At 70.4% G+C, this 26977-nt stretch carries 19 protein-coding genes and 3 pseudogenes; 16 read left to right on the forward strand and 6 right to left on the reverse strand.

Annotation, left to right across the window (positions count from 1 at the left end; translation table 11 throughout):
• Positions 1-228 precede the first annotated feature (228 nt).
• Positions 229-1023: a TIGR03084 family metal-binding protein gene (locus tag ACLZOT_RS39515; RefSeq protein ID WP_416974006.1), complete on the reverse strand. Its 795-nt coding sequence runs from the start codon at positions 1021-1023 to the stop codon at positions 229-231.
• Positions 1024-1149: 126 nt separating this feature from the next.
• Positions 1150-2040: an SCO6745 family protein gene (locus ACLZOT_RS39520; protein WP_416974007.1), complete on the reverse strand. Its 891-nt coding sequence runs from the start codon at positions 2038-2040 to the stop codon at positions 1150-1152.
• Between the two features lie 463 nt (positions 2041-2503).
• Between ACLZOT_RS39520 and ACLZOT_RS39525 the strand changes: the two genes are divergently transcribed.
• The 4 genes from ACLZOT_RS39525 to ACLZOT_RS39540 all read left to right on the forward strand — a co-directional run bounded on the left by ACLZOT_RS39525 (position 2504) and on the right by ACLZOT_RS39540 (position 9522).
• Entirely contained in the window at positions 2504-3718 is a 1215-nt protein-coding gene (locus ACLZOT_RS39525; protein ID WP_416974008.1) for an aromatic ring-hydroxylating oxygenase subunit alpha, read from the forward strand.
• Between the two features lie 22 nt (positions 3719-3740).
• On the forward strand, positions 3741-4487 hold the full coding sequence (locus ACLZOT_RS39530; protein ID WP_416974009.1) for a Phenylacetic acid catabolic protein: 747 nt from the start codon (positions 3741-3743) through the stop codon (positions 4485-4487).
• The gene (locus tag ACLZOT_RS39535; RefSeq protein ID WP_416974010.1) at positions 4484-5617 is read left to right on the forward strand and encodes a radical SAM protein; all 1134 of its coding nucleotides are present in this window, start codon (positions 4484-4486) and stop codon (positions 5615-5617) included. The genes ACLZOT_RS39530 and ACLZOT_RS39535 overlap by 4 nt, the downstream gene beginning before the upstream one ends.
• A 71-nt stretch (positions 5618-5688) precedes the next feature.
• On the forward strand, positions 5689-9522 hold the full coding sequence (locus tag ACLZOT_RS39540) for a beta-ketoacyl synthase N-terminal-like domain-containing protein (protein ID WP_416974032.1): 3834 nt from the start codon (positions 5689-5691) through the stop codon (positions 9520-9522).
• Positions 9523-9536: 14 nt separating this feature from the next.
• Here the strand turns inward: ACLZOT_RS39540 and ACLZOT_RS39545 are convergent, their stop codons facing one another.
• A complete protein-coding gene (locus ACLZOT_RS39545) occupies positions 9537-10361 on the reverse strand; it encodes an RNA-guided endonuclease InsQ/TnpB family protein (protein WP_416974011.1) in 825 nt (274 codons plus the stop codon).
• Between the two features lie 185 nt (positions 10362-10546).
• Here ACLZOT_RS39545 and ACLZOT_RS39550 point away from each other — a divergent pair, with 185 nt between their 5' ends.
• The 4 genes from ACLZOT_RS39550 (at position 10547) to ACLZOT_RS39565 (ending at position 13281) form a co-directional block, all read left to right on the forward strand.
• Entirely contained in the window at positions 10547-10897 is a 351-nt protein-coding gene (locus tag ACLZOT_RS39550; RefSeq protein WP_416974012.1) for an acyl carrier protein, read from the forward strand.
• Entirely contained in the window at positions 10894-11691 is a 798-nt protein-coding gene (locus ACLZOT_RS39555) for a thioesterase II family protein (protein WP_416974013.1), read from the forward strand. The genes ACLZOT_RS39550 and ACLZOT_RS39555 overlap by 4 nt, the downstream gene beginning before the upstream one ends.
• Positions 11630-12799: a diiron oxygenase gene (locus ACLZOT_RS39560; protein ID WP_416974014.1), complete on the forward strand. Its 1170-nt coding sequence runs from the start codon at positions 11630-11632 to the stop codon at positions 12797-12799. Before ACLZOT_RS39555 ends, ACLZOT_RS39560 begins: the two co-directional genes overlap by 62 nt.
• A 74-nt stretch (positions 12800-12873) precedes the next feature.
• On the forward strand, positions 12874-13281 hold the full coding sequence (locus ACLZOT_RS39565) for an acyl-CoA thioesterase (protein ID WP_416974015.1): 408 nt from the start codon (positions 12874-12876) through the stop codon (positions 13279-13281).
• On the opposite strand, the gene ACLZOT_RS39570 is transcribed toward ACLZOT_RS39565, so the two are convergent.
• Positions 13251-13658: a nuclear transport factor 2 family protein gene (locus tag ACLZOT_RS39570; RefSeq protein WP_416974016.1), complete on the reverse strand. Its 408-nt coding sequence runs from the start codon at positions 13656-13658 to the stop codon at positions 13251-13253. The two genes, ACLZOT_RS39565 and ACLZOT_RS39570, sit on opposite strands and share 31 nt — an antisense overlap.
• Positions 13659-13748: 90 nt before the next feature.
• On the opposite strand from ACLZOT_RS39570, the gene ACLZOT_RS39575 reads away from it, so the two are divergent.
• From ACLZOT_RS39575 to ACLZOT_RS39600, 6 genes and pseudogenes are all read left to right on the forward strand, one after another.
• Complete coding sequence (locus ACLZOT_RS39575; protein WP_416974017.1) at positions 13749-15323, forward strand: flavin-containing monooxygenase; 1575 nt, start codon at positions 13749-13751, stop codon at positions 15321-15323.
• 716 nt (positions 15324-16039) lie between these two features.
• Entirely contained in the window at positions 16040-17191 is a 1152-nt protein-coding gene (locus tag ACLZOT_RS39580; RefSeq protein ID WP_416974018.1) for an epoxide hydrolase family protein, read from the forward strand.
• A gap of 148 nt (positions 17192-17339) precedes the next feature.
• Positions 17340-17594: a transposase gene (locus tag ACLZOT_RS39585; RefSeq protein WP_416974019.1), complete on the forward strand. Its 255-nt coding sequence runs from the start codon at positions 17340-17342 to the stop codon at positions 17592-17594.
• A 97-nt stretch (positions 17595-17691) separates the two neighbouring features.
• Positions 17692-18114, forward strand: a pseudogene (locus ACLZOT_RS39590) (IS3 family transposase); the annotation flags it as partial.
• A 45-nt stretch (positions 18115-18159) separates the two neighbouring features.
• Positions 18160-18745: pseudogene (locus ACLZOT_RS39595) on the forward strand (hypothetical protein); the annotation flags it as partial.
• A 600-nt stretch (positions 18746-19345) separates the two neighbouring features.
• Positions 19346-19561 (forward strand): hypothetical protein, encoded by a 216-nt coding sequence (locus tag ACLZOT_RS39600; RefSeq protein WP_416974020.1) that lies wholly within the window; start codon positions 19346-19348, stop codon positions 19559-19561.
• Positions 19562-19746: 185 nt separating this feature from the next.
• On the opposite strand, the gene ACLZOT_RS39605 is transcribed toward ACLZOT_RS39600, so the two are convergent.
• Entirely contained in the window at positions 19747-21807 is a 2061-nt protein-coding gene (locus ACLZOT_RS39605) for an alpha-L-fucosidase (protein WP_416974021.1), read from the reverse strand.
• 358 nt (positions 21808-22165) lie between these two features.
• Positions 22166-22480: a glyoxalase/bleomycin resistance/dioxygenase family protein gene (locus tag ACLZOT_RS39610; RefSeq protein ID WP_416974022.1), complete on the reverse strand. Its 315-nt coding sequence runs from the start codon at positions 22478-22480 to the stop codon at positions 22166-22168.
• A 172-nt stretch (positions 22481-22652) separates the two neighbouring features.
• Between ACLZOT_RS39610 and ACLZOT_RS39615 the strand changes: the two are divergent.
• Positions 22653-22940, forward strand: a pseudogene (locus ACLZOT_RS39615) (response regulator); the annotation flags it as partial.
• Between the two features lie 303 nt (positions 22941-23243).
• Positions 23244-26897 carry a hypothetical protein gene (locus ACLZOT_RS39620; protein WP_416974023.1) on the forward strand — a complete coding sequence of 1218 codons (3654 nt, stop codon included), beginning with the start codon at positions 23244-23246 and terminating at the stop codon, positions 26895-26897.
• The last annotated feature ends 80 nt before the right edge of the window (positions 26898-26977 follow it).

Consider the following 26977-nt stretch of genomic DNA (forward strand, 5'->3'; position numbering starts at 1 on the left):
ACGACGATCCGCGACAGCGGACCCGAGGAGGCGGCCAAGGCCGCTGCCGTGCGCCTCGACAACACGCTTGAAAACCACCGGCGCGAGATCCAGCGCCGTGTCCTCGGTCGGCAGGGCAGCGGCAAGCAGGGCCCGGTCCCCGATCGGCCCCGGGCCAGGATCGCTTGCCCGTCTGCGTACGCCGGCCCAGGAGCCCGGCACGACTCCGGGCGTCTTGCCCCGGGACGGTCAGTCAGCCGCTTCCCTGGGCGGGCGGCCTGTTCCGGACGGGCCCGCGAAGGCTTGGGCGATGTCGAGCCAGCGGTCGGCGTCGCGGCCCTCGGCGTGTACGGCGAGGTCGGAGCGGTGAGCGCGCCGGGTGACAAGGAGGCAGAAGTCGAGGGCCGGGCCGGTGACGCGCTGCGGGGCGTCTTCGGGGCCGTAGGTCCACGATTCGCCGGCCGGGCCGGTGACTTCCACCCGGAACGCCTCGGTGGGCGCGGCGAGCCCGTGCGTCATGAAGGCGAGGTCCCTGGTGCGGACACCGAGGCCGATGACGTGGTGGAGCCGTTCCGTAGGGGTGCGAACCGCGCCCACGGCATCGGCGATGTCCTGGCCGTGGGCCCAGGTCTCCATCAGGCGGCCGGTGGCCATGTAGCCGACGGACAGGTTCAGGCCGAACCAGGGAAAGCGGCTGCCGGGCGGCGCGTCCCGAAGCGCCCGGTCGAGCGCGGCGCGACCTTCGCGCCACCTGGGCAGCAGCTCATCGGGCGGGAGCCGGGCACTTTCTTCGGTTCCTTCGTCGGCGAAGGAACCGGGAGCCGCGAGAACCTGCTCGGCCAGCGCGCGGCCACCGTCCTCGTCCGTGACGGCGATCAGCGCCGCGTGGTCGCTCCATTGCAGATGGGCGATCTGATGGGCGATCGTCCAGCGGGGTGCGGGCGTGGCGAGGGTCCACTGTTCGGCCGTCAACTCAGCTACCAGCCGGTCGAGTTCCTCGCCCTCGTCACGCAGGTCGTCGATGACGGGCGTCGGATCGAACATGAGGGGGATTGTGGCAGCGGCCTCGGAAGGCATCAAGGATGCCTACGTGGTGCGGCCTCGCGGTGGGCGGCGCCACAGCCGCGAACCCGACCTCACCGACCCGGCGGTGCGGCCGGGCAGTCGTCGTCAGCCGGCGGCCGAGGGCGATTCGTCGACCGGTCCCGGGTCCGTCTCGTCCGGCAGGCCGATGGGGTTCGGGAAGGGAAGCAGCTTCGCCCGCAGCACGCGCCGGGCCGGTTCTTCCAGGGCGGCGAGCAGGGCGTCCGCCCGGGGAGCGGCGAGGGGGCGCAGCAGCCGCGCGGCCAGGCGGTCGGTGGCGTCCTCGATCCGGTCGCGTTCCGCGCGGCCCCGGTCGGTGGCGTTCCCCTCGGCGTCCAGCAGTCCCCGGGAGCGCAGCCGGTCCACGGCTCCCGTCCACTCGGCCTCGCTCCAGCCCCGGTCCGCCCGCATGCTCTCGTGGGTCACCCTGCCCGTGCCGGCGGTCAGGGCGAGCGCTTCCGGTGCGTCCAGGTCATGGTCGGCGAGGGTCGCGGCGTGGGCGTCACCGCGGAACTCGCGCAGGGCCGTGGCGAGTTGCCACAGCCGTTCCACCGGGTCGGCCCGGTCGCACAGTGGACGGTTGGCCGTGAACAACGGCCGGGCGAGGGCCGGGGCGTCTTCCACCATGGCCGTCAGCGGCTCGGTGAGGACGGCCGCGTGCTCCTCGATGCGGGGGACGACCCGCCGCAGTGCCCGCGCGGCGGCGCCGGCGCGCGCTTCGACGGCCTGCTGCGGGGTGACGGTCTCCCACGCCGACGGCAGGGCGCGGCCGACCATGCCCGGGGCGAACACGGCGAGGGCGGCGGTGGCCGCCCCCTGCCCGACCGCCCCCATGGGCGCGGTACGGAACGCGAAGTAGCCCATCCAGAAGCCCTTGAGCCCCAGTGACCGGCCCAGCGCGCGGCACTGCTCGTCGAAGTAGACGACGGCGTGGAGGGGTTCGGTGCGCAACCAGAGAGTGCGGGATCTCGGCTCCATGCAACGCAAGTTACCAGTGCGGGCACGCCGAGGCCCTGGGCCGTCGGCCAGGCCCGCGCATCGGCGGTCAGTTGTTTCGAGACATAGTCGAGTGATCTCGCAGGGTGGTCGCCGGCAATCCTGGTCCGGCAGGGCCGAGCTGCGGATTGGGGCCAGAGGAGCGAGGAGTACGGCCGTGCGGTGCCTCCGCCTGTCCGGGCGTCCGGCACGGTCCGGAGCCGTGCGCCCCTCGTGAGGGCGTTCGGGCAGCGGCATTCCGAGATCGCTTTCACAGCACGCGTACGGCCGGAATTCGCTGACTGCTCGGGACACCTAACTTGACGCACGAGTAATCGTTTCGGCAGTGTCGTGAGGGAATCGGTCCGGCCCGTGCTCTCCGAGTTCCCGCCGGACCCAGGACTCACAGTCACTCTTTCTCACCCTTCCTCCTCGGTACCGCGTTGTCGTCGCGAGAGGGGCACTGATGGATCACAGCACCCAGGTCCAGATCATCCAGCAACTGCTGGAATTCAACGACCAGCGCACCACGGACATGGCGGGCCAGGAGACGGAATATTTCAATCCCGTCACCGTGTACACCGATCCGGAGCGCTTGTCCGCGGAGCTGAAGCAGATCTGGTACCGCAGGCCCCTGTCCGTCGGGCATGTCGCCGAATTCCCGAAAGCCGGAGACTTCAAGACCGTCCGGGTCGGGAAAGTGCCCATTCTTGTCGTCCGCGGCAAGGACGAGCGGATCCGCGCGTTCGTGAACGTCTGCCGGCACCGCGGCACCGTGATCGAGGAGCGGGAGGCCGGGCACGCCAACGCGTTCGCCTGTCCCTACCACGCGTGGACCTACGGGTCCGACGGGGCGCTGCGCCATGTCCCGGACGACTTCGGCTTCCCCGAAGTGGCGTCCGACAAGGGGCGGTTCGGCCTTCGGGAGCTCTGGTCGCAGGTGCACGCGGGGTTCGTCTACGTGCAGGCCGACGGCAACGCCCCCGAGCGGGAGCTGGTGGACTGGCTCGACGAGGTCGGCAAGGATCTCCAGGACCTGGGGCTCGCGGAGTACGTGGCCCTCGAACCGTCGACGGTCCGTCATCCGGTGAACTGGAAGCTGCCCTTCGACATCTTCCTGGAGAACTACCACACCAAGTTCACCCACCGCACCACGATCTATCCGGTGTTCCTTTCGAACGTCGGAAAGTTCGACTCGTTCGGCTCGCACATCCGCTGTGTGCTGCCCCGCCGGGAGATCACCGAACTGCGGCACATCGACGAGGCGAAATGGGATCTGGTGGAGCAGTCCACGCTGCTGTACGTCGTCTGGCCGAACACGATGATCGCGGTGCTCCCCGAGCATGCGGCCGTGTGGCACGTATATCCCGACGGCGTGGACCACTCGACGATGAACTTCTATGCGCTCCTGGCCCGCCGCCTCCATGAGTCCGAGGCGGAGGAGGAGAAGTGGCAGAAGAGCCTCAAAGTCATCCAGAAGGTCAAGCGGGAGGACGCGGCGCGGTTCCTCTCCATTCAGCAGGGCATGAACTCGGGCGGTAATTCCGCGCTCACTTTCGGCCGTTACGAGAAGGCCATCGCCTGGTTCCACCAGAGCATCGAGGCGGCGCTCGCCGAATCGGAAGGCGATATACCGCAGGACATTCCGGCCGACGACCCGACCGGCACCGTTGCCCGCTGAGCGCCGAGGAGAGGACCGAGACATGCCGCACGAGACGGCCGGGGCCGTGCCGGTGGTGGAGACCCCCGAGGACTTCCGCCGGATGCCCGAGGAGTACCAGGAGCTGGCCACCCACCAGATGATGGTCCACACCGAGGGCGAGCTCTCCGGCGCGGACGACTACCTCCAGGTCTTCTTCCCGATCGCCCCCAACGCGTACGAACGCAAGGTGTGCTGCGAGCGGGCCGCGGAGGAGATCGACCACTACATGATCGGGGCCCAGGTGCTGGAGGACCTCGGCATCGACACCTCGTACATGCTGCACCAGAAGCTCCTGGACCGCGGCCTGTACGCCTCCCCCGCCATCCACAACATCAAGACGTGGCCCCAGCGCGCCCTGTTCTCGTACATCGGGGAGAACGCGGTCCTGGACCACATCGAGGAGATGGCCCACTCCAGTTACCGGCCCTGGGCGAACTCCTTCGGGAAGGTCATCAAGGACGAGCACATCCACGTCGGGCACGGCCGCCGGATCGTCCGCGAGCTGATCAAGGACGAGGCCGGCCGGGAGGAGGTCCAGCAGACGCTGACGCGTATGTGGCCGTTCGTCCTCAGCCTGTTCGGCAGCGAGAACTCCACGCGCACCGAGCGGTACCTGCGCTGGGGGCTGCGCCAGCGCACCAACGCCGAGGCCCGCGATGTGTTCGTGGCCCGGATCCGGCCCGAGCTCGCGAAGATGGGGCTGACGATTCCCGACGCCCCCACCGCGCCGGAAGACCCCGCGCGGTGACGAAGCAGGACGTCACGATCACCCTCCCCTCGACGCGCAGGAACTCCGCCCCCGGCCTGACCGGTTGGGGGCAGCGCCTGCGCGAGTCACTCGCCGCGGATCCCGAACTCGAGGCCCGCTTCGACGCCGTACGCCGATTCTCGGCCGGTATCCGCTCCTCCGAGTACCACCTGACGAACGCGTGCAATCTCCGCTGCAAGGGCTGCTGGTTCTTCACCTACGAGTTCGAGAAGTCCACGAAGGAGAAGACCGGCCTCGACGATCTCAGGGCGTTCGTGCGGGCCGAGGTCGCCCGCGGCGTCAACACGGCGCTGCTGATCGGCGGCGAGCCCACGCTCGTCCTGGACCGGATCGCCGTCTACCGCGACGCCATGCCCTACGTGACCATCTCCACCAACGGTCTCAAACCGCTGCCGCTGGAAGGGTTCGAGAACCTGACCGTGGCCATCTCGCTCTTCGGCGGCGGGCCCCTCGACGACGAGCTGCGCGCGATCCGCCCGGGCGGCAGACGCTTCACCGACCTGTTCGAGACCGCGCTGGAGAACTACCGGGACGACCCGCGGGCCGGATACATCTACGCCCTCACCGAGAAGGGCATCGACTACATCGAGGACACCGTCCGCCGTATCCGCGCCCACGGCAACCGGGTCCACTTCAACTTCTACAGCAGCTACGACACCGGCGACCCGCTCTACGCCGAACGCACCCGGGAGCTGCTCGCCGAGGCACTGCGTGTGCGGGCCGCCTACCCGGAGACGGTGATCAGCCACCCGTACTCCATCGAGGTCATGATCACCGGCCGGAGCCACTGGGGGGAGTTCGGCTACGACGTCTGCCCCAGCATCAGTTCCGGTCTCCCGGCCCACCACGACCGCGTGCAGAACGGGAACCCGGTGCTGCCGAAGTTCACCACCTGGGCCGCGGACCTGGAAACCGTCCAGTTCTGCTGCACCAGCGGACACTGCGGCTCCTGCCGGGACAGCCAGGCGGTGTTCAGCTGGCTGATGGTCAGCCCGCACCGATTCGCCGACTCCCCCGAACTCCTGTGGACGTGGGTGGAGCTCGCCGAGAGCTACTGGAGCCAGTTCTCCTGGTCCCCCTTCCACCCGGCCCGTGCGGGGCACCGGTGACCCGGGCGGCCCGGAGCATCCCGGACCACCCGGCCGGCGGGCGCATTCCGGTCCGCAGCCTGGTGGACGTGATGGACACACGGGCCCGTACGGCTCCCGCCACCGTCGGTTTCCATCTGCACCTGCCCGAGTCGGTCCATCAGCTCACGTACGGCCGGCTCGATGCGCGGGCCCGCTGTGTGGCGGCGGCCCTGAACCCCGACGGCGGCCGCCCGCCCGCCGGGCGCGTCGGACACCGCACCGCGATCCTGCTGTACCCGCCGCCGTCCGCCGAGTACATCGCCGCCTTCATCGGCTGTCTGTACGCCGGTGTGCTGCCCGTACCGGTCTATCCCCCGCTCAGCGCCGACCATTGGACCGGAGTGGGCGCCGTCGCCCGCGACTGCGGCGCGGAACTGGTCTGCACCACACGGGACCTGGCCTCCGGCGTCGCGGAGGGGCTGGCGGCAGGGGGTGCCAGGCAGCTGCGGGTGGTCGCCACCGACGAGCACACCGAGCCAATGGCGCCGCAGGACGTCGCCCGGCCGAACGCCGGGGATCCCGCCTTCCTCCAGTACACCTCGGGCAGCACGGGACACCCCAAGGGGGTGATCGTCCGCCACGAGAACCTGCTGGCCAACCTGGAGGTGATCGAGTCGGCCTTCGGCCACACCGGCGACTCCACCGGCGTCATCTGGCTGCCGCCCTACCACGACATGGGGCTGATCGGCGGCATCCTCACCCCGCTGCACCAGGGGTTCCCGGTCCACCTCAGCTCGCCCCTGGCCTTCCTGCAGGACCCCTTGTCCTGGCTGCGGCTGGTCACCACCGTGGGCGCCACCACCAGCGGCGGCCCCGACTTCGCCTACGCCCTGTGCGCGCGCCGGGCCCGGCCACAGGACGTCGCGGAGCTGGACCTGAGCCGCTGGAACGTCGCGTTCAACGGCGCCGAGACACTCCGTCCGCAGACCCTGGACGCGTTCACGGACACCTTCGCCCCGGCCGGATTCCGCCGCAGCGCCTTCCTCGCCTGCTACGGGATGGCGGAGAGCACCCTGATGGCCACCGGAACCGCGCTGCGCCGCGAGCCCCTGGTCGTCACCGAGCGCACGGCGGTGGCCAGCGGGGAGCCGCGTGGTCTGGAGCTGCGGATCGTCTCCCCCGACGACCGGACGGTCCTGCCCGACGGCGAGGAGGGCGAGATCTGGCTCCGCGGACCGAGCGTGGCCGCCGGCTACTGGGGACGGCCCGAGGAGAGCGAGGCCGTCTTCGGGGCCCGGCTCGCGAACGGCGACGGCCCGTACCTGCGCACCGGCGACCTGGGCTGTCTGCGGGACGGGCAGGTGGTGGTGATCGGCCGGATCAAGGACCTGATCATCGTGCGCGGGCGCAATGTCGCGCCCGCCCAGCTGGAGGAGGCCGCCTGGCACGCCGTTCCCGAACTGCGCCCCGGCTGCGCGGCGGCCTTCGCCCTCGACGGCGTGCACGGCGAGGAGGCGGCGCTGGTCGCGGAGGTCCGCGACCGGGGCCTGTCCGCCGGACAACTCGCCTCCGCCGACCGCCGGATACGGGCCGCGGTGACCGCCGCCTGCGGGGTGAGCCTGCGTCTGACCGTCCTCGTGCCCCCGGGTACGGTTCCGAAGACCAGCAGCGGCAAAGTACGCCGCTCGCTCTGCCGCGACCTGCTGCACCGCGCCGCGCTGGACGAACTGCACCGCACGGACTTCGCACGCGACACCCTGGCGGGAACTCCGCCGGCCGTCACCGCTACGGACACACCGTCGGCCGAGGTCATCGCCGAGACCGTCGCCACGGTACTCGCCGTCCCCGCGGACGAGGTGGATCGCCGGCGCACCTGGTCCGAACTCGGTCTGGACTCACTGGGCCTGACAGAGGTCGCCGCCGCCCTCCAGAGACGGACCGGCCGGACCGTCCCGATCGGCGTGTTCTTCGACTGTCCGACGGTCGCCGACCTCACGCACGCCCTACGGCAGGACCCGGCACCCGCGCCGGAGCAGGAGGACGCCCCGCAGGCCGCGACCGAGCCCGTCGCCGTCGTGGGCCTCGCCTGCCGTATGCCGGGCGGAGCCGACGACAGCGACGCCTTCTGGAACCTGGTACGCGGCGGCGACGACCTCACCGGCGGCCTGCCCGCCGACCGCCGCCGACTGCTGGAACTCCCGCCCGAGGACCACGCCTTCGGCCGGCTCGGCGTACTCGCCGGGATCGAGTACTTCGACGCGCCGCTGCTGGAGGTCAGCGCCCCGGACGCGAACGCCATGGATCCCCAGCACCGGCTGCTGCTGGAGACCGCGTGGGCGGCGCTGGAGGAGTCCGGGGTGGATCCGCGCTCGCTGCGCGACTCCCGTACCGGCGTGTTCGTGGGGATCTCCTCGGCGGACTACGCCCGCATCGCCGAGGGCGGCCGGCTCTCCCGCTTCACCGGAGTCGGCGTCAGCCCGGCGTCCGCCGCCGGCCGCATCTCGTACCACCTGGGCCTGCGCGGCCCCAGTCTCTCCGTGGACACGGCGTGCTCGTCCTCGCTGAGCGCGGTCCATCTCGCGGTTCAGGCGCTGCGCCGCGGTGAGTGCGACCTGGCCGTGGCCGCAGGGGTGAACCTGGTCCTGGCGACCGAGCCCACCGAGGCACTGGCCCGGCTCGGGGTGCTCTCGCCGAGCGGCCGCTGCCGCCCCTTCGACGAGAGCGCCGACGGCTATGTACGGGGCGAGGGGTGCGGGGTCGCGGTGCTCATGCCCCTGTCCACGGCCCGGCGCCGGGGCATGCCGGTGCGGGCGTCGATCCGGGGCAGCGCGATGAACCACAACGGGGCCGGCAACGGCATCACGGCACCCTCCGGATCCGCTCAACGGGCGGTCATGGCCGAGGCGCTGCGCGACGCCGGACTGACATCGCGTCAGATCGACTATGTGGAAGCACACGGCTCCGCCACACCGCTCGGCGACGCCATCGAACTCGGCTCGATCGGCGCGGTGTACGGCACCGACCGGGCGGCGGGCGAGCCGGTGCGGGTCGGCTCCGTGAAGGCGTCGGTCGGACACCTCGAAGCGGCGGCCGGTATCGCCGGGCTGATCAGGACCGTGCTGGCGCTCGAACACGCCGAGTTCCCCGCCCTCCCGCTGCGGCACGGCCCCAACCAGAAGGCCGACTGGACCGGCACCCGCCTGTCCACGGCCGCCGAGCCGCTCCCCTGGCCCACTGCGGACCGGCCCCGGGCGGCGGCCGTGAGTTCCTTCGGCTTCAGCGGTACGAACGTCCATGTCGTCCTGGAGGAAGCCGAGCGCCCCGCGCCGGTGGTGCCGTCGGGGCGCCGGGTGATCGTCCCCGTGTCCGCCAGGACCGAGGCCGCGTTGCGCGAGTCCGTCGCCAGGCTGGCCACCGCCCTGGCCCGCACCGAACCGGACCTGTCCGCTGTCGCGGCGACCTTGAGCGGGCACCGTACGCGTTTCCCCCGGCGCGCGGCCTTCCACTGCGCCACCCTGCCGGAACTGCTGGAGAAGCTCGACAAGTGGCTCACGGCGCCGAGGCCGACCGCCCCCGTGGTCCCGCCCCCGCCGGTACGGCTCACCGCCTGCCCGGCTCCGGACGGCCAGCAGACGCTCGGCTTCCGGACCGCCGCCTCGGCCCTGCGTTCCTGGGGTGTTCCCGTCGTGGAGGACCTGGACGGCCTGGACGGCTCGGCCGCCCGCGCCCACTTCTTCGCCGCCCGGGGCGGTGAACGCCCGGTGCCGGTGGACCTGTTCGACCTCGAAGCCCTGTTCACCGCCGCGTGCACGCACCACACGCTCGGCGGCGATCTCGACCTCGCCGCGGTCAACGGCCCCGCGACCCGACGAGTCCGACTGCCCGCCTACCCCTTCGAGAAGCGCCGTTACTGGATCGACGGAGGACGACGGAGGACGCCTTGACTTCCTCCCCCGCCTCAAGGACGGGAGATTCCAGCGGTCGCCCGCCGGGGTTCCTGCTTCACCGACGACCGCCCCGTCCGGGAGGACTCCCGTTGAGGTCTTACACCGTCTCCGCAGGCAGACGCCGCCAGCCCGGCGGCCAGGATGTTGCGTGCCGCGTTCACGTCGCGGTCGTGCACCGCGCCGCAGGCCCCGCACAGCTTGCTGGACGGGAACCAACGGTCGATCACGGCCGTTTGGTTCTCACGGACGAGACGAGTCGACAGTTTGTGCAGGAAATCGCGGCGCCGGTCGGCGATCCTGGCGTGGACCTTGGCGACCCTCCGCCGGGGCTTCTCCCGGTTCGCCGAGCCCTTCGCCTTCCGCGACAGCTCACGCTGCGCCTTCGCGGGGCGGGTGCGGTCACGCCGCTCGTGCTTCGGGTTGGCGATCTTCTCCCCGGTGGACAGGGTCACCAGGAAGGTGATCCCGGCGTCCAGGCCGACCGCGTTCGTGGTGGCGGGGGCCGGGGTGACGGTGTCCTCGCACAGCAGGGACACGAACCAGCAGATGTCCAGCGGCCCGAACGCCGCCTGAAGGTGGCGCAGTGCCTGTTGGAGCGGGACGGAGGACACCTCGGTCAGGAAGGCGAGTTCCCTGGTCTTCTTCCACTGCGTCAGCGCGGCGGACGACTGCACGTAGGAGATCCGGCGCTGCTCGCCGTACCAGGCACGGGTGCGCTCCTTCAGCGCCTTGTTGCAGACGAGACGGACGCAGCCGAACACGCGCGACAGCTCAGCCGCCTGCCCGTCCGTGGGATGGAAGCGGTACCTGAACGCCCGCTTGACCTGCCGCGCCACGCCCCACGTTTTACCAACTTCCGCGTGAGCAACGGGTGTCGGCCGATTTCCGGTCGGCGCCGGTCCGTCCTGGCGGCGAACCGGATTTTCCTGCTCTGCTCCGCAGCAGCTTCGCTTCTCCCCCGCGAGCGGGAGGTACCCCCACCCTCGGCTGAAGCCGGGGGTATCCACGAAGGAGAGCCCCGATGACCGCCCCCAGGACAGCGGACACCGACCTGAAGGAACTCCTGGCCCAGTCCCGTGCGCCGGAGAGGGGACCGGACGACGGGTCTGCCGCGCGGGCCGCTCTCGGCTATCTCGTCGCGCTGATCCGCGAGGGCATGGACCTCGACGAGCGGGAGAGCGTGCCGGTCGATCTGCCCATCGATGACCTCGGAGTGGACTCCCTGCTCGCCCTGGAGATCGGGGACCGCGTCCAGGAGGACACCGGGGTCGTGCTCACCGCGGAGACCCTCGCGGACCGGCCGACCCTCACCTTGCTCGCCGAACGCGTCGCCGCCGAGCTTCCCTCCGCGCTCTCCGCGGAACGCGGATGACCACGGACGTCGCCACGCTCTACTGCGTGCCCTACGCGGGCGGGACGGGCCAGGCGTACGCCCGCCTCAACCACCGCGCCCAGGGCACCCTGCGCCTCGCCGGACTCGACCTGCCGGGCCGGGGCACACAGCGTGGCGTACCGCCCGCCCGTACGTCGGCCGAGGCGGTGGCGGCGCTGGCCGGGCAGGTGCGGGAAGAGCTGAGGGCGAAGCCGCCCGCGGCGCGCTACGGCCTGTTCGGGCACAGCTTCGGCGCCCTTCTCGCGCACCTCCTCGCGACCGAGCTGCGTACGGACCACGACGCTCCCCCGGCCGTGCTGGTGGTCTCCAACTGCCCGCCCCCGCACCTGATCGGCCACCTGGACGGCAGCGCGGACGACCTGCTGGAGATCGCCGCCCGTGCCCTGCGGGACACCGTCCGCCCTCGTGGCGGGCCCGGGCCGGGGCGGATACGCGATGCCGGCATCGAGTCCGGCCGAAGGGACTTGGCGCTGCTACGGCACGGGCCAATGTGGGAACCTCCTCTGCTCGACATCCCGGTCGCCGGCCTGTGCGCCACCGACGATCCCCTCCAGCCCGGCCGGACCATGGCGGCCTGGGATCGCTGGACCCGTTCCCGCTTCGTCCTGCGAGCGGTACCGGGCGGCCACTTCTGCTTCCGCGACCACCCGGGGCCGTATCTCGACGCCCTGCGCGGCCAGTTGATGACAACCACCGGAGCGAAGGCTGACGATGCACACGACGACCGATGCCGGCACCGTGCCGCCCCTGCAGCTCGTGGACACCGGCACTGACCTGGGTCCCGAACTCCATGTACCGGCCACCGGCGACGCCCGGATGACCTGGGAGTACGACCTCGGTGACCAACGGCTGATGGCGCTCTACCAGCGAGGCAAGGACCGGCAGTGGGACGCGGCCACCCGCATTCCCTGGGAACTCGATGTCGACCGCGACAACCCCCTGGGCCAGCCCGAGGAACTGATCCCGATCCACGGCTCGCGGACCTGGGAGCGCTTCGGCCACGACCGGCGGTTCGTCGCCCAGCTCTTCCTGCACACCACCGCCTGGCAGTTCAGTCAGTTCCTGCACGGTGAGCAGGGTGCCCTGGTGTGCGCCGCGCGGATCGTGGAGACCGTCCCGGACCTGGAGTCGAAGTTCTACGCCAGCACCCAGGTCATCGACGAGGCCCGGCACCTGGAGGCGTACGGCCGGTTCGTCCGCGAGAAGCTGGGGCTCCTGTACCCGGTCAACGACGCCTTGCGCACCCTCCTGGAGCAGATCCTGGCGGACTCCCGGTGGGATCTGCCCTATCTCGGTATGCAGGTACTGATCGAAGGGCTGGGGCTGGCGTCCTTCGGCCTCCTGCGCGACGCCACCGCCGACGGCGTCGCGCCGCTGCCCCACGCCATCCTGGCCTACGTCATGCAGGACGAGGCCCGGCATGTCGCCTTCGGCCGGCTGGCCCTGCGCGAGCTCTACGCGGAACTGTCCGACGCCGAACGAAGGGACCGCCAGGAATTCCTCATCGAGGGTTCCAGGCTGCTGTTCCGCAGGTTCCGTGGCGACGAGATGTGGCAGGCGCTGGGGCTCGACCATGCCGACTGCGTCGAGACCGTCGAGAACTCGCCGTCGATGAAGGCGTTCCGCAGCCTGCTGTTCACCCGTGTGGTGCCCACGCTCCGGGACATCGGGCTGTGGGACGAACGGGTGGAGGCGGCCTACGAGAAGCTGGGCGTCATGCGGTACGCGAAACACGACCTGGACACGCTCATGGCCCGCGACGAGGACATGGCGCTCGCCGCCGACCGAGAACAGCGCGAACTCGGCCTGCGCAAGGCGCAGGTGCACGAAACCATCGTCGCGGGAGCCGCTCCGCCCGCGGAGGACCCGGCCTCCGCCTGACCCGTCCCGACCCCCGACGGAGGACCGCCTTGGCGTCAGCCCCGAACAGCCCCGACCGCTCCCGCTTCCGCTGCGTGCAGCGCTTCGAAGTACCCTTCCACGACGTGGACATGCTGGGCCACGTCAACAGTGTCGCGTATCTGCGCTGGGCGGAGAGCGCCCGTGCGGTCTACCAGGGCGATGTGCTCAAGGAGGACGTGGACGGCCCACGCGGATTCGTGGTGGGCCGGATCTCCTTCTCCTACGCGCAGCCGCTGCATTTCCGTGATCCTGTCTGCGTGGGTGTCAGGATCTCCCGGATCGGAGGCAAGTCGTTCGCCTTCGAGTACGCCATGTGGCATGAGGAAACCGGAATCGCGGCCGCCGAGGGCGAGACGTCCATGATTGCCTACAACGTCGTCGAAGCACGCTCTATCGCCGTCCCTCAGTCATGGCGGACCGCGGTGCAGACCTATGAACCAGAACCACCCGCAGGGCTCTGACCGGAATGCGATCCACCGGCCTCCGCGACCCCATAGGCGCCGAGCCCCCGGCAGACCAGGCCGTCCCGGAAGTCCAGCACCTCCGAGACCGCCTGGCCCCGCTCGTTGCGGTAGTTGATGACGACGGTACGGACGGAGGCCCGGACGTCCTCGACGGTGAAGCGCAGTCCGGGCAGCCGGCTCAACGCGGTGGCCCAGTAAGCGCGCAGGGCTTCCTTCCCGCGTACTTCTCCCGATGGATCGCCGAGCAGCCGGACAATTCCGGGCGAGGTGAAGACCACGTCATCGGTGTAGTGAGCCAGGATGCGCTCCAGATCGTGCGCGTTCCACGCCTCGGCCCATTCCCTGGCGAACCGCTCGGCAGAAGCAAGGTCCATGTCCGACGACGCTAGCACGCACCCCGAATGATCGGCCCGTGGACCAACTCCACACGATTCGCACCCACTTGACGCCCCCGGGAGAGAAGCATGGACGACATCCCGCCCCAGGCACGGAGCACGGTGCACACGGTCGAGGTCGCCGTCGTGGGGGCGGGATTCTCCGGCCTGGGTATGGGAGTACGGCTCAAGCAGGCGGGCATCGACGACTTCGTGCTCCTGGAGCGGGCCAAGGATGTCGGCGGGACCTGGCGGGACAACAGCTATCCCGGGGCCACCTGCGACATCCCCTCCCTCCTGTACTCCTTCTCGTTCTTCCCCAATCCCCGGTGGAGCCGCTCCTTCTCCACCCAACCGGAGATCCACGACTACCTGCGGCGCAGCGTCGACGTCTTCGGGCTCGGCCCGCATCTGAGGCTGCGGCACAAGGTGCGCGAAGCCGTCTGGGACGAGCCGGCGGCCCGCTGGAGGGTACGGGTCGCCTCGCCCCTCGGCGAGACGGTCTACCGGGCGCGCTTCCTCGTCTCCGCGACCGGGCCGCTGAGCTTCCCCGCCGTGCCCGACCTCCCCGGCCTCACCGAGTTCCGGGGACCGGTCTTCCACTCCTCGCGGTGGAACCACGAGGTCGACCTCACGGGCCGCAGAGTCGCCGTGGTCGGCACCGGCGCCTCCGCGATCCAGGTCGTACCCGCGATCCAGCCGCGGGTGGCCCGGCTCGATCTGTACCAGCGCACCGCGCCCTGGGTGATCCCGCGGCACGACCGTACGCTCACCCGGATCGAGCACGACCTCTACTCCCGGCTCCCGGTCGTCCAACAGCTGGTCCGGCAGGCCCTGTTCTGGAGCCGGGAGAGCTACGTCCTCGGCTTCGTCGGAGGACACGCCCACATCCAGAAGGCGCTTCAGGGGCTGGCGCTGCGGCATCTGAGCCGTGGCGTGGCCGATCCGGAGCTGCGCGAGCGGCTCACTCCCGACTTCGCCTTCGGCTGTAAGCGGGTGCTGCTCTCCAACGACTACTACCCGGCGGTCGCCGCCGCCAATGTGGACCTGATCACCGACGGCATCGCCGAGGTCGGGGCGGACACCGTGGTCTGCCGGGACGGCACCGAACGCCGTACCGACGCCATCGTGCTGTGCACCGGATTCCGCACCACCGACCTGCCCATGACCCACGGCATCATCGGACGCGGCGAGCAGCGGCTCTCCGAGGCATGGGCGAAGGGCATGCGGGCCCACCAGGGAGTGATGGTCTCGGGCTTTCCCAACCTGTTCTTCACCATCGGCCCGAACAGCGGCCTGCCGCACTCCTCGATGACCCTCGTCCTGGAGGCGCAGATCCGTTACGCCGTCGACTGCATCGCCCAGATGCGCGACCGCTCGATCGCCGACATCGAGGTACTGCCGCAGACCGAGGCGGCGTACAACGCGCGCCTCCAGCGGCGCATGTCCGACTCCGTGTGGACCACCGGCGGCTGCACCAGCTGGTACCTGGACCCACGTACCGGCACCAACACCACCCTGTGGCCGGACTACACCTGGCGCTTCCAGCGCATGAACCGCGCCTTCAGCCCCGCCGGCCACCGCGCCCGCCCCCTCGGCCAGCTCCCACCCGCCGCCGACGCCGGAGGAGTCCTCCAGGAGAGCGGCGCACCTGGCGAGGTCTGAAGGCCCGGCACACTCACGCGGGGCTCGGCGGCACGTGCCGCCCGGTAGCGTTGCGGTGCTCACATGTCTCCTTGTCGAAGGCCGGAGGGCTGCCGCCGAGGCTGCCCTTCCGAGGCCGGTTGCGGACCTGATCGGGCCTGGTGCGGGGCCGTACCGGTCCGGTCCGGGGCACCCGGACAGCGTCCCCGCCGGTCAGGACGGACACGAGCGGACAGCCGATCGCGGCGCAGGCGAGATGGATCTTGCTCGCCCTGTGTCCTGAACATGAAAGGGAGTTGGCAGTAGGACAGCTTCTGGGTTGACAACCGTCGTGGTGAGCGATGCAGAAAAGCGGCGGTAGAGCCATCAGGCAGGGATCAGGAGGACGAACGCAAGCGAATCGCTGCTGAAGTGCCGTCAGAAGGCATGCCCCGATAACCGACTCGGCGTCGGCCAGGCAGGTCATCGAAACGGGCCGCGCACTCCTCCAGCGGGCCCCGGGGCGGACGGACACACACCTCGCTCGATGATCACTCCTCCGCGAGGCAAGGCGCTCTCACACCCGTGTCAGCGGCCAGTTGCGATTCCCCGCTCGCGGCCATGTGATGGGGAGTCATCTGGCCGTGATTGTCACCGAGGGTGACCCGCCGATCTGTGACGCTCGCCTGCCTGCCCTGGACACGACGCTCGGCCGCAGCTAGCAGCGAATGGCCCGGCCAAGCCCTAGCTTGATCACCATGAGTGCCGATTTGACGCCGTTCCGTATCCGGATTCCGCAGGCCGACCTGGACGACCTGCATGATCGCCTGGCTCGTACCCGGGCGCCGTATCCGGTGCCCGGCACGGGCTCCGACTGGAGCCGGGGCATCCCGGCGGCCTACCTCGACGAGCTGACCGCCTTCTGGGTGGACAAGTTCGACTGGCGGGCCCACGAGGCCCACCTGAACACCTTTCCGCAGTTCCTCAGCGAGATCGACGGGCAGACCATTCACTTCGTGCACCTGCGCTCACCCGAGCCCCACGCCGTCCCGCTCCTGCTCAACCACAGCTATCCGACCTCCTTCGCCGAGTTCCTCCGGGCCGCAGGTCCCCTGACCGATCCGCGGGCCCACGGAGCAGACCCGGCCGACGCCTTCCACGTCGTCATCCCGTCGCTGCCCGGCTTCGCCTTCTCCAGCCCGCTCTCGGCGCCGGGCTGGAACCTGGAACGGACCGCCATGGCGTTCGGGGAGCTGATGACCCGGCTGGGCTACCCGCGCTTCGGGGTCGAGGGCGGCGACCTGGGCGCCGGGGTGACCGGCCGCATCGCGATGCTGCTGCCGGAACGGGTCATCGGCGCGCACACCCACGGAGACCGTCTCCAGCTCGGCATGGCCGGCGAAGACCTCCCCGTGCCCGAGGGCCTCGACGCGGAAGAACGCGCCGCCCTCGAAGCGGCGCAACGGGCCTGGTCCCAGATGAAGGGCTACCGGGTCCTGCACTCGACCATGCCCAACGCCCTGTCCGCCGGCCTGGCCGACTCCCCGATCCTCCAGCTGGCCTGGATCGCCGAGAAACTCGCCCAGTGGGCCCACCCCTCCACCCCGATCAGCCGCGACGACGTCCTGCTCACCGCCAGCCTCTACTGGTTCACCCGCACCGGCCCCGCGGCAGCCGACTTCTACTGGGAACTGGCCCACGCCCCCGACAGCGGCTGGGGCGCCCCCAACAGTGTCCCGATGGGCGCCTCCCTCTTCTACAGCGACCCGCTCGTCCGCAAAGTCCTCCACCCCGGTGGCGGACCGTCCTTCCTCAGCGAACATGCCGAAGGCGGACACTTCCCCGCTTTCGAGGTCCCCGACCTGTTCGTCGACGACATCCGCGCCTTCTTCCGGCAGCTCCGAAGCTGACATCCACCCTGGTACGGCCACTCAGCGTCACCGCGCTGAGTGGCCGTACGCGGGGAACTCCTGCTGGCCGCCGTCACCCCCGCTCCACGAACACCCCGTCCCTCCCCTCGTAGCGTGAAGACCGTGACTGCAGGGGAAGTCGGGAGTCATGGCGGAGAAGCGACGGAAGTTCGATCCGGAGTTCCGTGAGGGAGCTGTGCGGATCGTCACGGAGACCGGCAGGACGATCGCGGAGGTCGCCGAGGATCTGGGGATCAACGAGACCACCCTGGCCAGCTGGGTCCCCCGCGCCCGCCGGGCAGGAGCCGCTCCGGCCGGCGGGAGAACGCCCGGCTCAAGCGGGACCACAAGGAACTGGTCATGGAGCGTGATGTCCTCGAACGCTGCATGGTCCTGTGGGTGAAGCAGCCGTGGCGCACCGGGCGTCCGTCGTCGGGGTGATCAGCGGCTTCAGGACCGAGCACGGCATTTCGCACCGCGTCTCCTGCCGCGCTCCGAGCGTGAGCGAGTCGTGGTTCTACAAACACCGCGCCCGTCGGCCCACCTGGCGTGAGCTGCGCAGACAGCATCTGATCGAAGCGGTGAAGGAGGAGTTCGACGACTCCGGCGGCACCTACGGCTCGCCGGAGACCTGGATCAGGCGGGTGAGACAGGACTGGCGGGTCTCGGTGAACACCATCGCGAGGATCATGGCTGAGCTGGGCCTGGTCGCGCGGAAGGTGCGCAGACGGCGGGGGCTCACCCGGCCGGGGAAACGGCCGGCCGCCCCGGACTTCGTGCGCCGCGACTTCAGCGCCGAGGCACCCGACCTGGTCTGGTGCGGGGACATGACGGAGATCGAAACGGGTGAGGGCAAACTGTACCTGGCCACGGTTGTCGACCTGTTCTCCCGCCGCCTGCTCGGCTGTGCGATGGGGGCCCGTCACGATGCCGAACTGGTCGTCGCCGCCCTGCACATGGCCGCGGCGACCCGCGGCGGGGACGTGCGCGGCGCCATTTTCACCCTGCCCGACGCCGAGGGCACCGTCACCCAGTTCACGAAACCCGACAGTACGGCCACCACCTGGCAGGTCTCCTCCACCCTCCTGGACGGTCTCACCAACTCCACCACCACGGTCGTCTCGGAAACCGTCACAGTCGGCGACAAGAAACTGGCCCGCCCCAAGCGCGTCATCGCCCCCACCTCGGCCGCGACCACAGCGGCGTGCACGGCCACCCCGTCCACGAAGGACTGCCGAGCCCTGGAGTTCGTCTACGCGACGACCACTACCGCCACCAGCGGCTCGTACGGCGACATCGCGAACCAGGTCAAGGAGATCCGCCTCTGGTCCACCGAACCCGGTGCGGCGGCAGCCACCTCGAAGACAGTCCAGACGTACCTGTACGACGGCAACGCCCGTCTGCGCCAGGCGTGGAACCCCCCAGATCACCCCGTCCCTGAAGACGGAGTACGCCTACGACAGCGCGGGCCGCGTCACGCAGTACACCCCGCCGGGTGGCCTGACCACCAGTATCACGGACTCGGTCGCCGGCACCTTCCAGGCCGCCTACGATGCCGACGGCTCCGTCGCCACCGACGGCACGCTCGTCTACTCCGGCACCGTCACGCAGCCCATCCACGGCCAGGTCACCGACCACTCCGGCTGGTCCGACCAGACCTACCGCTACGACGCCCTCGGCCGACTGACGACCGTCGAGGACACCTCCGAGACGATCTGCACCCGGCGCACCTACACCTTCGACAACCGCGCCAACCGCAGCCCGCCTTCGAGGACTGGAGCCGGCTGATCCCCCGCCGGGGCCACATCTACCACCTCGGCAACACACCCGCGAAGGTCCGCGCCGCCTTCTGGCAGCTCGTCGCCCGCGCCGACCGCACACCGCTGCTGTACCAGGGCGACGACCCCGTCCGCCGGAACGAGGCGCTCACCGGAGCCGACATCCGGTCCTGGCTGCGTCCTGCCTTCTTCGCCGAGCCCCATCAGGCCGCTCGCGAGATCGTCACCCTCCGCAAGTCCCGCCCCACCCACCGCACTTCCGGCCCGGGCACCACCGCCGCGGACCCGACGGACGACAACACCATGGCCCTCAACTGGGCGATCACCTGCGCCGACAACACCGCGTCCCGGCCCCGCGATCCTGCCCGCTACCGGGGTGACGCCCTCCGCGAGCGCGCCCGCCACCCGCGTCGACAACACGGTCGGGGCTCTCGTCGTACAGAACCAGTGGGACCCCCAGGCCCCGTTGGCCAGTGGCCGTGACCATGCCGTCTACGCGTTCCCCGGTGCTCCAGCCTGCGTCACCCGCGCCGTCGACGCCTGCCTCACGGACGGACACCTGCCGACGACCGACGTCACCTGCGGCTCCTGACACAGGTTCACATCGCGACGATGCGGTGACCCTGTAGGAGCGGCGTCGGCCGACGACTCGCAGGGGCCCGTTCCACGAGTCATCGCGAACGGGCAGGTGAAGTGGCGGGGCCAGGCCCCGAACGCTCACGTCCACCCCTTGCTCTCTACCGCCGGGTTTGACGAACCACCGGTAAGCAGCCGAGGTCAGAAGGTGGGCTGGAATGTCCAGAGCAGGTTGGTGCTGGAGACCCATGTCCACTGCTTGGTCACGGACCCGGAGGGGACCTGTCCGCCGCCGTCGAGGACAAGTCCGGTGGTGCGGTTGGCGATCGAGTACTGGCCGTTGCCGCGGTCGGTGATCTGCCACTGCTGGTTGGAGCCGCCGTTCCAGGCCGCTTGCCGGGCGGCGGAACCGTTGGAGGTGGCGCCCCAGCCGTCGGCGACCATGCCGTTGGCGCGGTTGACGAGCCTGTAGTAGCCGTCGCCGAGGTCGACCGCCTGCCACTGGAGGTTCGGGCTGTCCAGCGGCGTCCACTGCTTGAGGTTCGAGCCACCGGCCACGTTGCCGCCGCTGTCCAGGGCCAGACCGTCGGTGACGTTGACGAGCCGGAAGTACGAGGCCGGATTGAACGTGATCTTCAGCGAGGTGATGGCGTCGTTGTTGCCGGTCACCCGCAGGTCGGGATTGTCCGCGGTGAACGTCCAGGCCGTGCCGGTGAAGTTGTCGGCGGAGTAGCCCGTCACCAGGTACCCCTGGGGCACCCTCAGCGAGGAGATGGCCGCGGGCCCCACCCCCGCGGCCGCCAGCTGGGAAGAGGTGTAGCCGCCCAGCTTCAGGACGGCGCTCGCCGAGGAGTAATCCACATCCCGGAACACCGTCACCCGGGCTCCGCCGGCGGCTGTGGGGACGCCGCTGACCTCGACGCAGACCACGGAGTCATGGGCGTCGGGGGCGGTGGACGGCACGGTGACGCTGATCTGGCCGCCGCTGACGGTGTAGGCGAGCGAGGCCGAGGGGTTGCTCATCAGGTAGACGCGGCTGATCGTGTTGGTGATCGCCGGGATCTGCAGCACGCCGCCCGTGGGCCAGGTGAAGACGTGGGCGAACAGCTTGCCGTCCTTCTTGGTGGCCTTGCCCCATGCGGGGTCGGTGGCGAAGGGGCTTGCCGTGACAGCGTGCACGCTGTCACCGTACGTCGCCGTCCACGAGGCCAGGCCGCGCAGGATGGTCACGGATCCGGCGGTGACCGAGCCATCGCCCTTGGGGCCGATGTTCAGCAGGAAGTTGCCGTCGCGCGAGACGCAGGTGACGAGCTCCTGTACGAAATCGGTGACGGACCGATAGGAGTTCTCCTGGCTCGCGTTGTAACCCCAGGCGCCGTTCATGGTGTCGCATCTCTCCCACTGGCGGTCCAGCGGCGCGTCGGGGACACCGAACTCCGCGACCGCGTAGTCGCCCAGACCGAGATCCCGTTTGACGCGTTCGTTGATGACGAGTCCGGGCTTGCGGGCGATCAGCCAGTTGTAGAGGTCGACACCGTCCGACCGAAGCCACCAGTCCTGGAGGGTGGGGCTGGAGGGTTCGCCGAACCAGTCGCCGTCGAACCACAGCAGCGCCGGGTCGTAGCGGTCCAGCAGCTCCTGGAGTTGGGCTTTCATGTCCGCGATATAGCCCGTGCGGGCTGTCTGCGAGGCCATCGTGGTGAGACCGCCGCGGATGGTCTGGGAGGGGTGGTTCCAGTCCAGGATCGAGTAGTAGAGCCCGAACTTGACACCTCGGGCCTCGCACTCGGCCTTGAGCGCCGCCAGTAGATCACCCTGGACACCGGCGTAGTCGCGCAGGTTGTACGGCTTGGTGCCGGTGGTGTCGGTGAAGCCCGGGACGTTGGAGTCCCACATGGCGAAACCCTCATGGTGCTTGGCGGTGATCACCAGGTACTTCATGCCGGCGTCCGCGGCCAGTTGGGCGATGGCCGCCGGGTTGAACGCGGTGGGGTTGAAGTGCGCGGACACCTGGGTCTGGTAGTTGGCCTTGGTCCAGCTCTCGTTGGAGAACGCCCATTCACCGTGGCCGAGGTAGGAGTAGGACCCGAAGTGGATGAACATCCCGAACCGGGCCTGGTACCACCAGTCCATCTTGGAGGGGACGGTGTACGCCCCGGCGGTGGCGGGCCACAGGACTTGCGGCAGCCCGAAGGCCGCGACGCCTCCGGCGAGCGTGACAGCCTTGATCAGGGAACGTCTGCTCAGGGGTGCGGAGGACATGGTGCGGCTCCTGGGTCCTGGAGGTGTGCGGTGGGGGGACGCGTGAAGGGACGCCAAGCCCGTCAGTACCTCGGACGTGTCGCGCTCCAGACATCGGTCCCGGTCAATGACATCGGATGAATTTATAGACGCTGCCTACTGCGGTGTCCAGAGAGGAAGCAGCAACTCACCAATAAACCTGCCCAGTTAAGGGACTTGATCGAGATCGACCCCAGTCGACGCGCCCTGATCGCGGCTCGACCTTCGGGAATAGATCGGATCTATGTTTCCCGCAAACGGGGCAGGCTCCGGCAGGGAACGGAGGGCCTCGTTGCGGCAAAGGCGCGGAGGCGCCGAGGCCGCCGACCGTCATGTCGTCTCAGGTGGCGTGTACCTCGACGGTGCGGCCATCCGGGTCAGTGAGCAGGTGGTGTCCTTGGGCGAGCGGTGGGGCGGCCGCTGTGCCGTCGATCGCCAGGCCCAGACGCAGTACGTCGGTCTGCCGGTTCTCACGGGCCGGATAGAGCTCGAAGACCGCGTCGTCGCCCAGGACGGCGGCATAGTGCTCGGGCCCCTGGCCGTGTCGCTCCACAGCGAAGGTGAGGCCGAGGTTCTGGTAGAAGCGCCGGCATTCGTCGAGCTGGGGCGAGTACAGCACCAGCAAGGTCAGGCGGGCCGAGTACGAGTCGGTCATGAGCTCCTGGCCTCTTGCGGGGGGGGTGATGTTCAACGGTAGCGCGACAACGGCCGGACGAGCCGGGCGGGCGGCGCGATGGCGTTCGAAGGAGGCGGACCGAGATGTTCATCAACGGTGTGACGACGCAGACCATGCGCCCCGGTCTTCCCTACGGGAGTGACCACGGCACGGCAGAGAGACGGTCGGCACCGTACGGCGGGAAGCTCCCGACGTCGTGCCGCTGGACATCCGGATGCCGGACGTGGACGGTCTGACCCTGCTGCGGCAGCTACGCGCCCTCCCGGGGCCTGCGGTGATGGCGATGCTGACGACCTGCGACGCCGACGAGTACATCCTCACCGCGTTGTGCTCCGACGCGGCCGGGTTCCCGCTCAAGGACACCGAGCCCGATGAGCTCACCCGGCTCGGCCGCACTCTGCACGCGGGCGGGGTCGTGATGCCGCCGGAGGAGTCCCGCAGGGTCACCCCGGCACAGCGACCGTCGACGCCGCTCGCTCATACCGATGACGCGGTGGCGCCCGTCGCCCGTCGGCTCGGATTCAGCGGACCCAGCGATCTCAGCAAGTTCTGCGCACGCCGGACAGGTGTCGCACGGAGTGACGTCCGCTGCGTCCAGCAGCAGTCAGGAGACCCATGAGATGCCCGATGAGCCGGACGGGGGGCCGACATGTCGTGGGCAGCGTCACCGACCGGACGAGATTGCCGGTGACCGAGTGAGCAAAGTAGCTTGACCTCCTGAAGCGTGTGAAAGGTGCCCCCGGTGGGACGACGTGAGAAGGCCGGAAAACCGCCGTACCGGGAGATGGCCGCGCGGACGCACTACTCCATCACCGCGATGTCCCAGGCCGCAGCCGGTGACCAGCTGCCGTCCCTGGCGGTGGTGCGGGCGTACACCGAAGCGCTGGGCGCAGACCCGGACGAGTGGGAGCGCCGCTGGCGGGAGGCGGACGCCGAGGTCCGGGCGCCCACGCCGGACGAGAAGCCGCCGTACCGGGGGCTGGCGCGGTTCGAGCCGGACGACAGTGAGATGTTCTTCGGCCGGGAGACGCTCCTCGCCGAACTGGTGGAGCTGGTGCGCGAACACCGGTTCGCCGCGGTGTTCGGGCCGTCCGGCAGCGGCAAGTCGTCCCTGCTGCGAGCGGGACTGATTCCACGCCTGCGGCAGGCGGCGGGGGCGGAGCGGCCTGCGGTCATTCGCGTGCTCACTCCGGGGGAACTGCCCGCGCGCACGCACGCGGAGACGCTGGTGCCGCGCGACGGCGGCGGGGAGACCTGGGTGATCGTCGACCAGTTCGAGGAACTGTTCACCCTGTGCCACGACCGTGCCGAACGCGACCGGTTCCTCGGCCTGCTGCTCGCGGCCCGGCAGCCGGACAGCGGACTGCGGGTGGTGGTCGCGGTCCGCGGCGACTTCCATGGCCACTGCGCCGAACACCGTGAGCTGGCCACGGCCGTCGGCCGGGCCGGCCTGCTGGTCGGGCCGATGAGCCGGGACGAGCTGCGCGAAGCGATCACCGGCCCGGCCGCCGCCGCCGGACTGAACGTGGAGCGCACCCTCACCGCCCGGATCACCGACGAGGTCGTCGACCGGCCGGGCGCGCTGCCCATGCTCTCTCATGCCCTGCTGGAGACCTGGCACCGTCGGCGTGGCCGCCTGCTGACTCTGGCGGCGTACGAGGAGGCGGGCGGCGTGCGAGGCGCGATCGCCGCCACCGCCGAGGAGGCGTACGGCCGGATGTCGGCGGAGCAGAGCCGTACCGCCCGGCGCATCCTGTTGAGGTTGATCGCTCCTGGCGACGGTACGGCCGACACACGTCGTCCCGCGTCGCGCGCCGAGCTCGGCGGCGGTGCGCAGGACGTGCTGGAGCGTCTTGTCACCGCCCGTCTGGTCACCTTGGACGGCGACACGGTGGAGTTGTCGCACGAGGCGCTCATCGCGGGCTGGCCGCGTCTGGCCGGTTGGATCGAGGAGGGCCGGGAAAAGCTGCGCGCACATCGCCGACTCGGTGAGGCGGCTCGCGGCTGGGAGGAGCTGGCGCATGATCCCGGAGCTCTGTACCGGGGCACGAGGCTGGCCGGGGCCGCGGAACTGTTCGTCCGTCAGCCGAACGACGACCTCACCCGTCTGGAGAGGGACTTCCTCACGGCCTCCCTCGCCGCTCAGCGCGCCGAGCGGGAGACCGAGACACGCACCGCGCGTCGGACGCGTTCTTTGGCCATCGCCCTGTCCGTGTTCCTCGTCCTGGCGCTGACCGCCGGCCTGGTCGCCTGGCAGCGCAACGAGGTGAGCCGGGAGGAATCCGCCAAGGCCACCGCTCGCCGCCTGGCCACGGTGGCCGGCGCTCTGCGCTCCACCGATCCGCGCACCGCCGCCCTGCTCGGGGTGGCGGCATGGAAGCTGGCCCCGCTCACCGAGTCCCGCTCGGCGCTCCTGGGGTCCCTGGCACAGCCGGAACGCGACGCTTTCACCGACCCTCTGGCCGGAAGGGACGTCCGGCGCTTCCTTTCCGACGGCGGCCGGACGCTGCTCAGCGTGGAGGGCACCACGGTCACCGCCCGGAATGTGACCGACCACGAGGTCACCGCCGCCTACCGCCTGCCGAGCGGCGCGGAGGTGGGCGATGCCGGGCCCGACTCCCGGTTCCTCGACGTCATCGGGCCGGACGGGGGAGGCAGGCTGTGGAACCTTCCGGAGGGCAGGCCCGAGGCCGAGCTGGGCAATGCGTCATGGTGGGGCGGCTCGGCGGACGGGAAAACGTACCTCGTCGGACCGCCGGACGGCCCGGGCGCGGCCACCTTGCGCCGGACGGACGACGGTCGGGTCCTGTTCACCGCCGACCTGGCGCGCACACTCTCCTCGGCGGCGGTCGGCCCCGGCGGACGCACGCTAGCGCTCTGTCCCGCCGATGGGCCACTCCAGCTGTGGGACACCGCCGGCCGCAAGCGGCTGCCGGGAGCCTGGGAGAAGGCGGACAGGACCGTCTGCGGAACTGGTTCCGGTGCGGACGGCGGCTCGCGCCTGCTGCGGCTCAGTGCGGACGGCAGACGGCTGGCCGCCGTCTACGGCACACGGGCCCTTGTCTGGGACGTCCGCAGCGGACGCACGCTCGCGGACTTCACCAGTGACGGGAGCAGCGGCTTCACACAGGCGGCGCTTTCCACCGACGGAGAGTTCCTGGCCACAGCGGACGACCACGAACTCGCCGTCTGGCGACTGGCCAACGGCGGGACGCAGGTCTTCGACCGGCCGATGTCCAAGGACGAGGCCACGGGGCTGACGTGGGACCCGGGAAAGCCCGGCTCGCTGCGCTACCTCGACGGCGCCACGGTCCACACCCTCGACCTGACCGCCCGCCTCACCCCGCGGTGGCAGGACACACCGACCGACGCAGGCGAACTCAGCCCCGACGGCACCACCCTGGCCACCGTCACCCGTTCCGGCGCCGGTTACCGCTTCGAGCTGCGCGCCACCCGTACGGGCAAGGTCCTCGCGCACGCGAAGCTCGGCCCGCTGCCGAGCGCCTCCGACGAGGACGTCCCCCTGCCGGCCTTCAGTCCGGACGGCCGTGCCCTGGCCCTCGCCGACACCGTGTCCTCTCACGGCTCATCGCGGCTGCGCTTCACCGTGTGGGACGTACGGACCCACCGGATCCGTACGGTCTTCGACACCTCCGGCGCGGCCGACCGCCCTGTCACGGCCCTCACCCTGGGATCCGGCGGCCGCACCCTGCTGGTCGTCCGCTCCACCGCCGGCACCTCCACGGCGGAGGTCTGGAACACCCGCGACCACCGGCGATCGAGGACCGTGCGCGGCTTCTTCGGGACGACAGTGGCCGAGAGACCGGACGGAGGTCTGCTCGTGAGTTCCGACGATCAGTACGTCGGTCCAGGGGCCGAACGGGTCAGCGGACGCGCGCTCGCCGACGGCCGCCAGGTCACCTCGCTCGCTTTCAGCCCCGACGGCACCAAGCTCGCCGTCGGCGATTCCACCGGGCACGTCACCCTGTGGGACGGCGCGGTCCGAGACCGCACCGGAGCACTGACCGGCACCTCCGACACGGTCGCCCGGGGCGAACCGGAAGCAGTGGGGGCGCTCGCCTTCTCCTCGGACGGCGGCACACTCGCCGTGGCCGGCGCGAACGGGACGCTGAGACTGTGGGACACCGAGGGGCATCAGCTTCTCGGGACGGATCTGCCCACTCCCGGCGACGAGATCCGCTCCCTCGCCTTCGCCGAGGACGGCAGCACGGTCTACGCCAGCAGTCCCCGCGTGCCGCTCCTGCGTTTCCCTGTCGGCCCGGACGAGGCCGTGCACGTCGTCTGCGCGCGCACCGGTGGCGGACTGACGGCGGCGCAATGGCGGGCCTATGTCCCCGACGCGCCGTACGAGAGCGTCTGCGCCACAGGCAGCTGACGCGGCCGGTCGTGCGGACCGGATTTTTCAAAGTGGCGTCGAGGGTCGCTGAAAAACGCCTCTGACCTGGACGCTCGTGA

The organism is Streptomyces sp. 4F14, assembly GCF_048159485.1.
Taxonomy (GTDB): Bacteria; Actinomycetota; Actinomycetes; order Streptomycetales; family Streptomycetaceae; genus Streptomyces.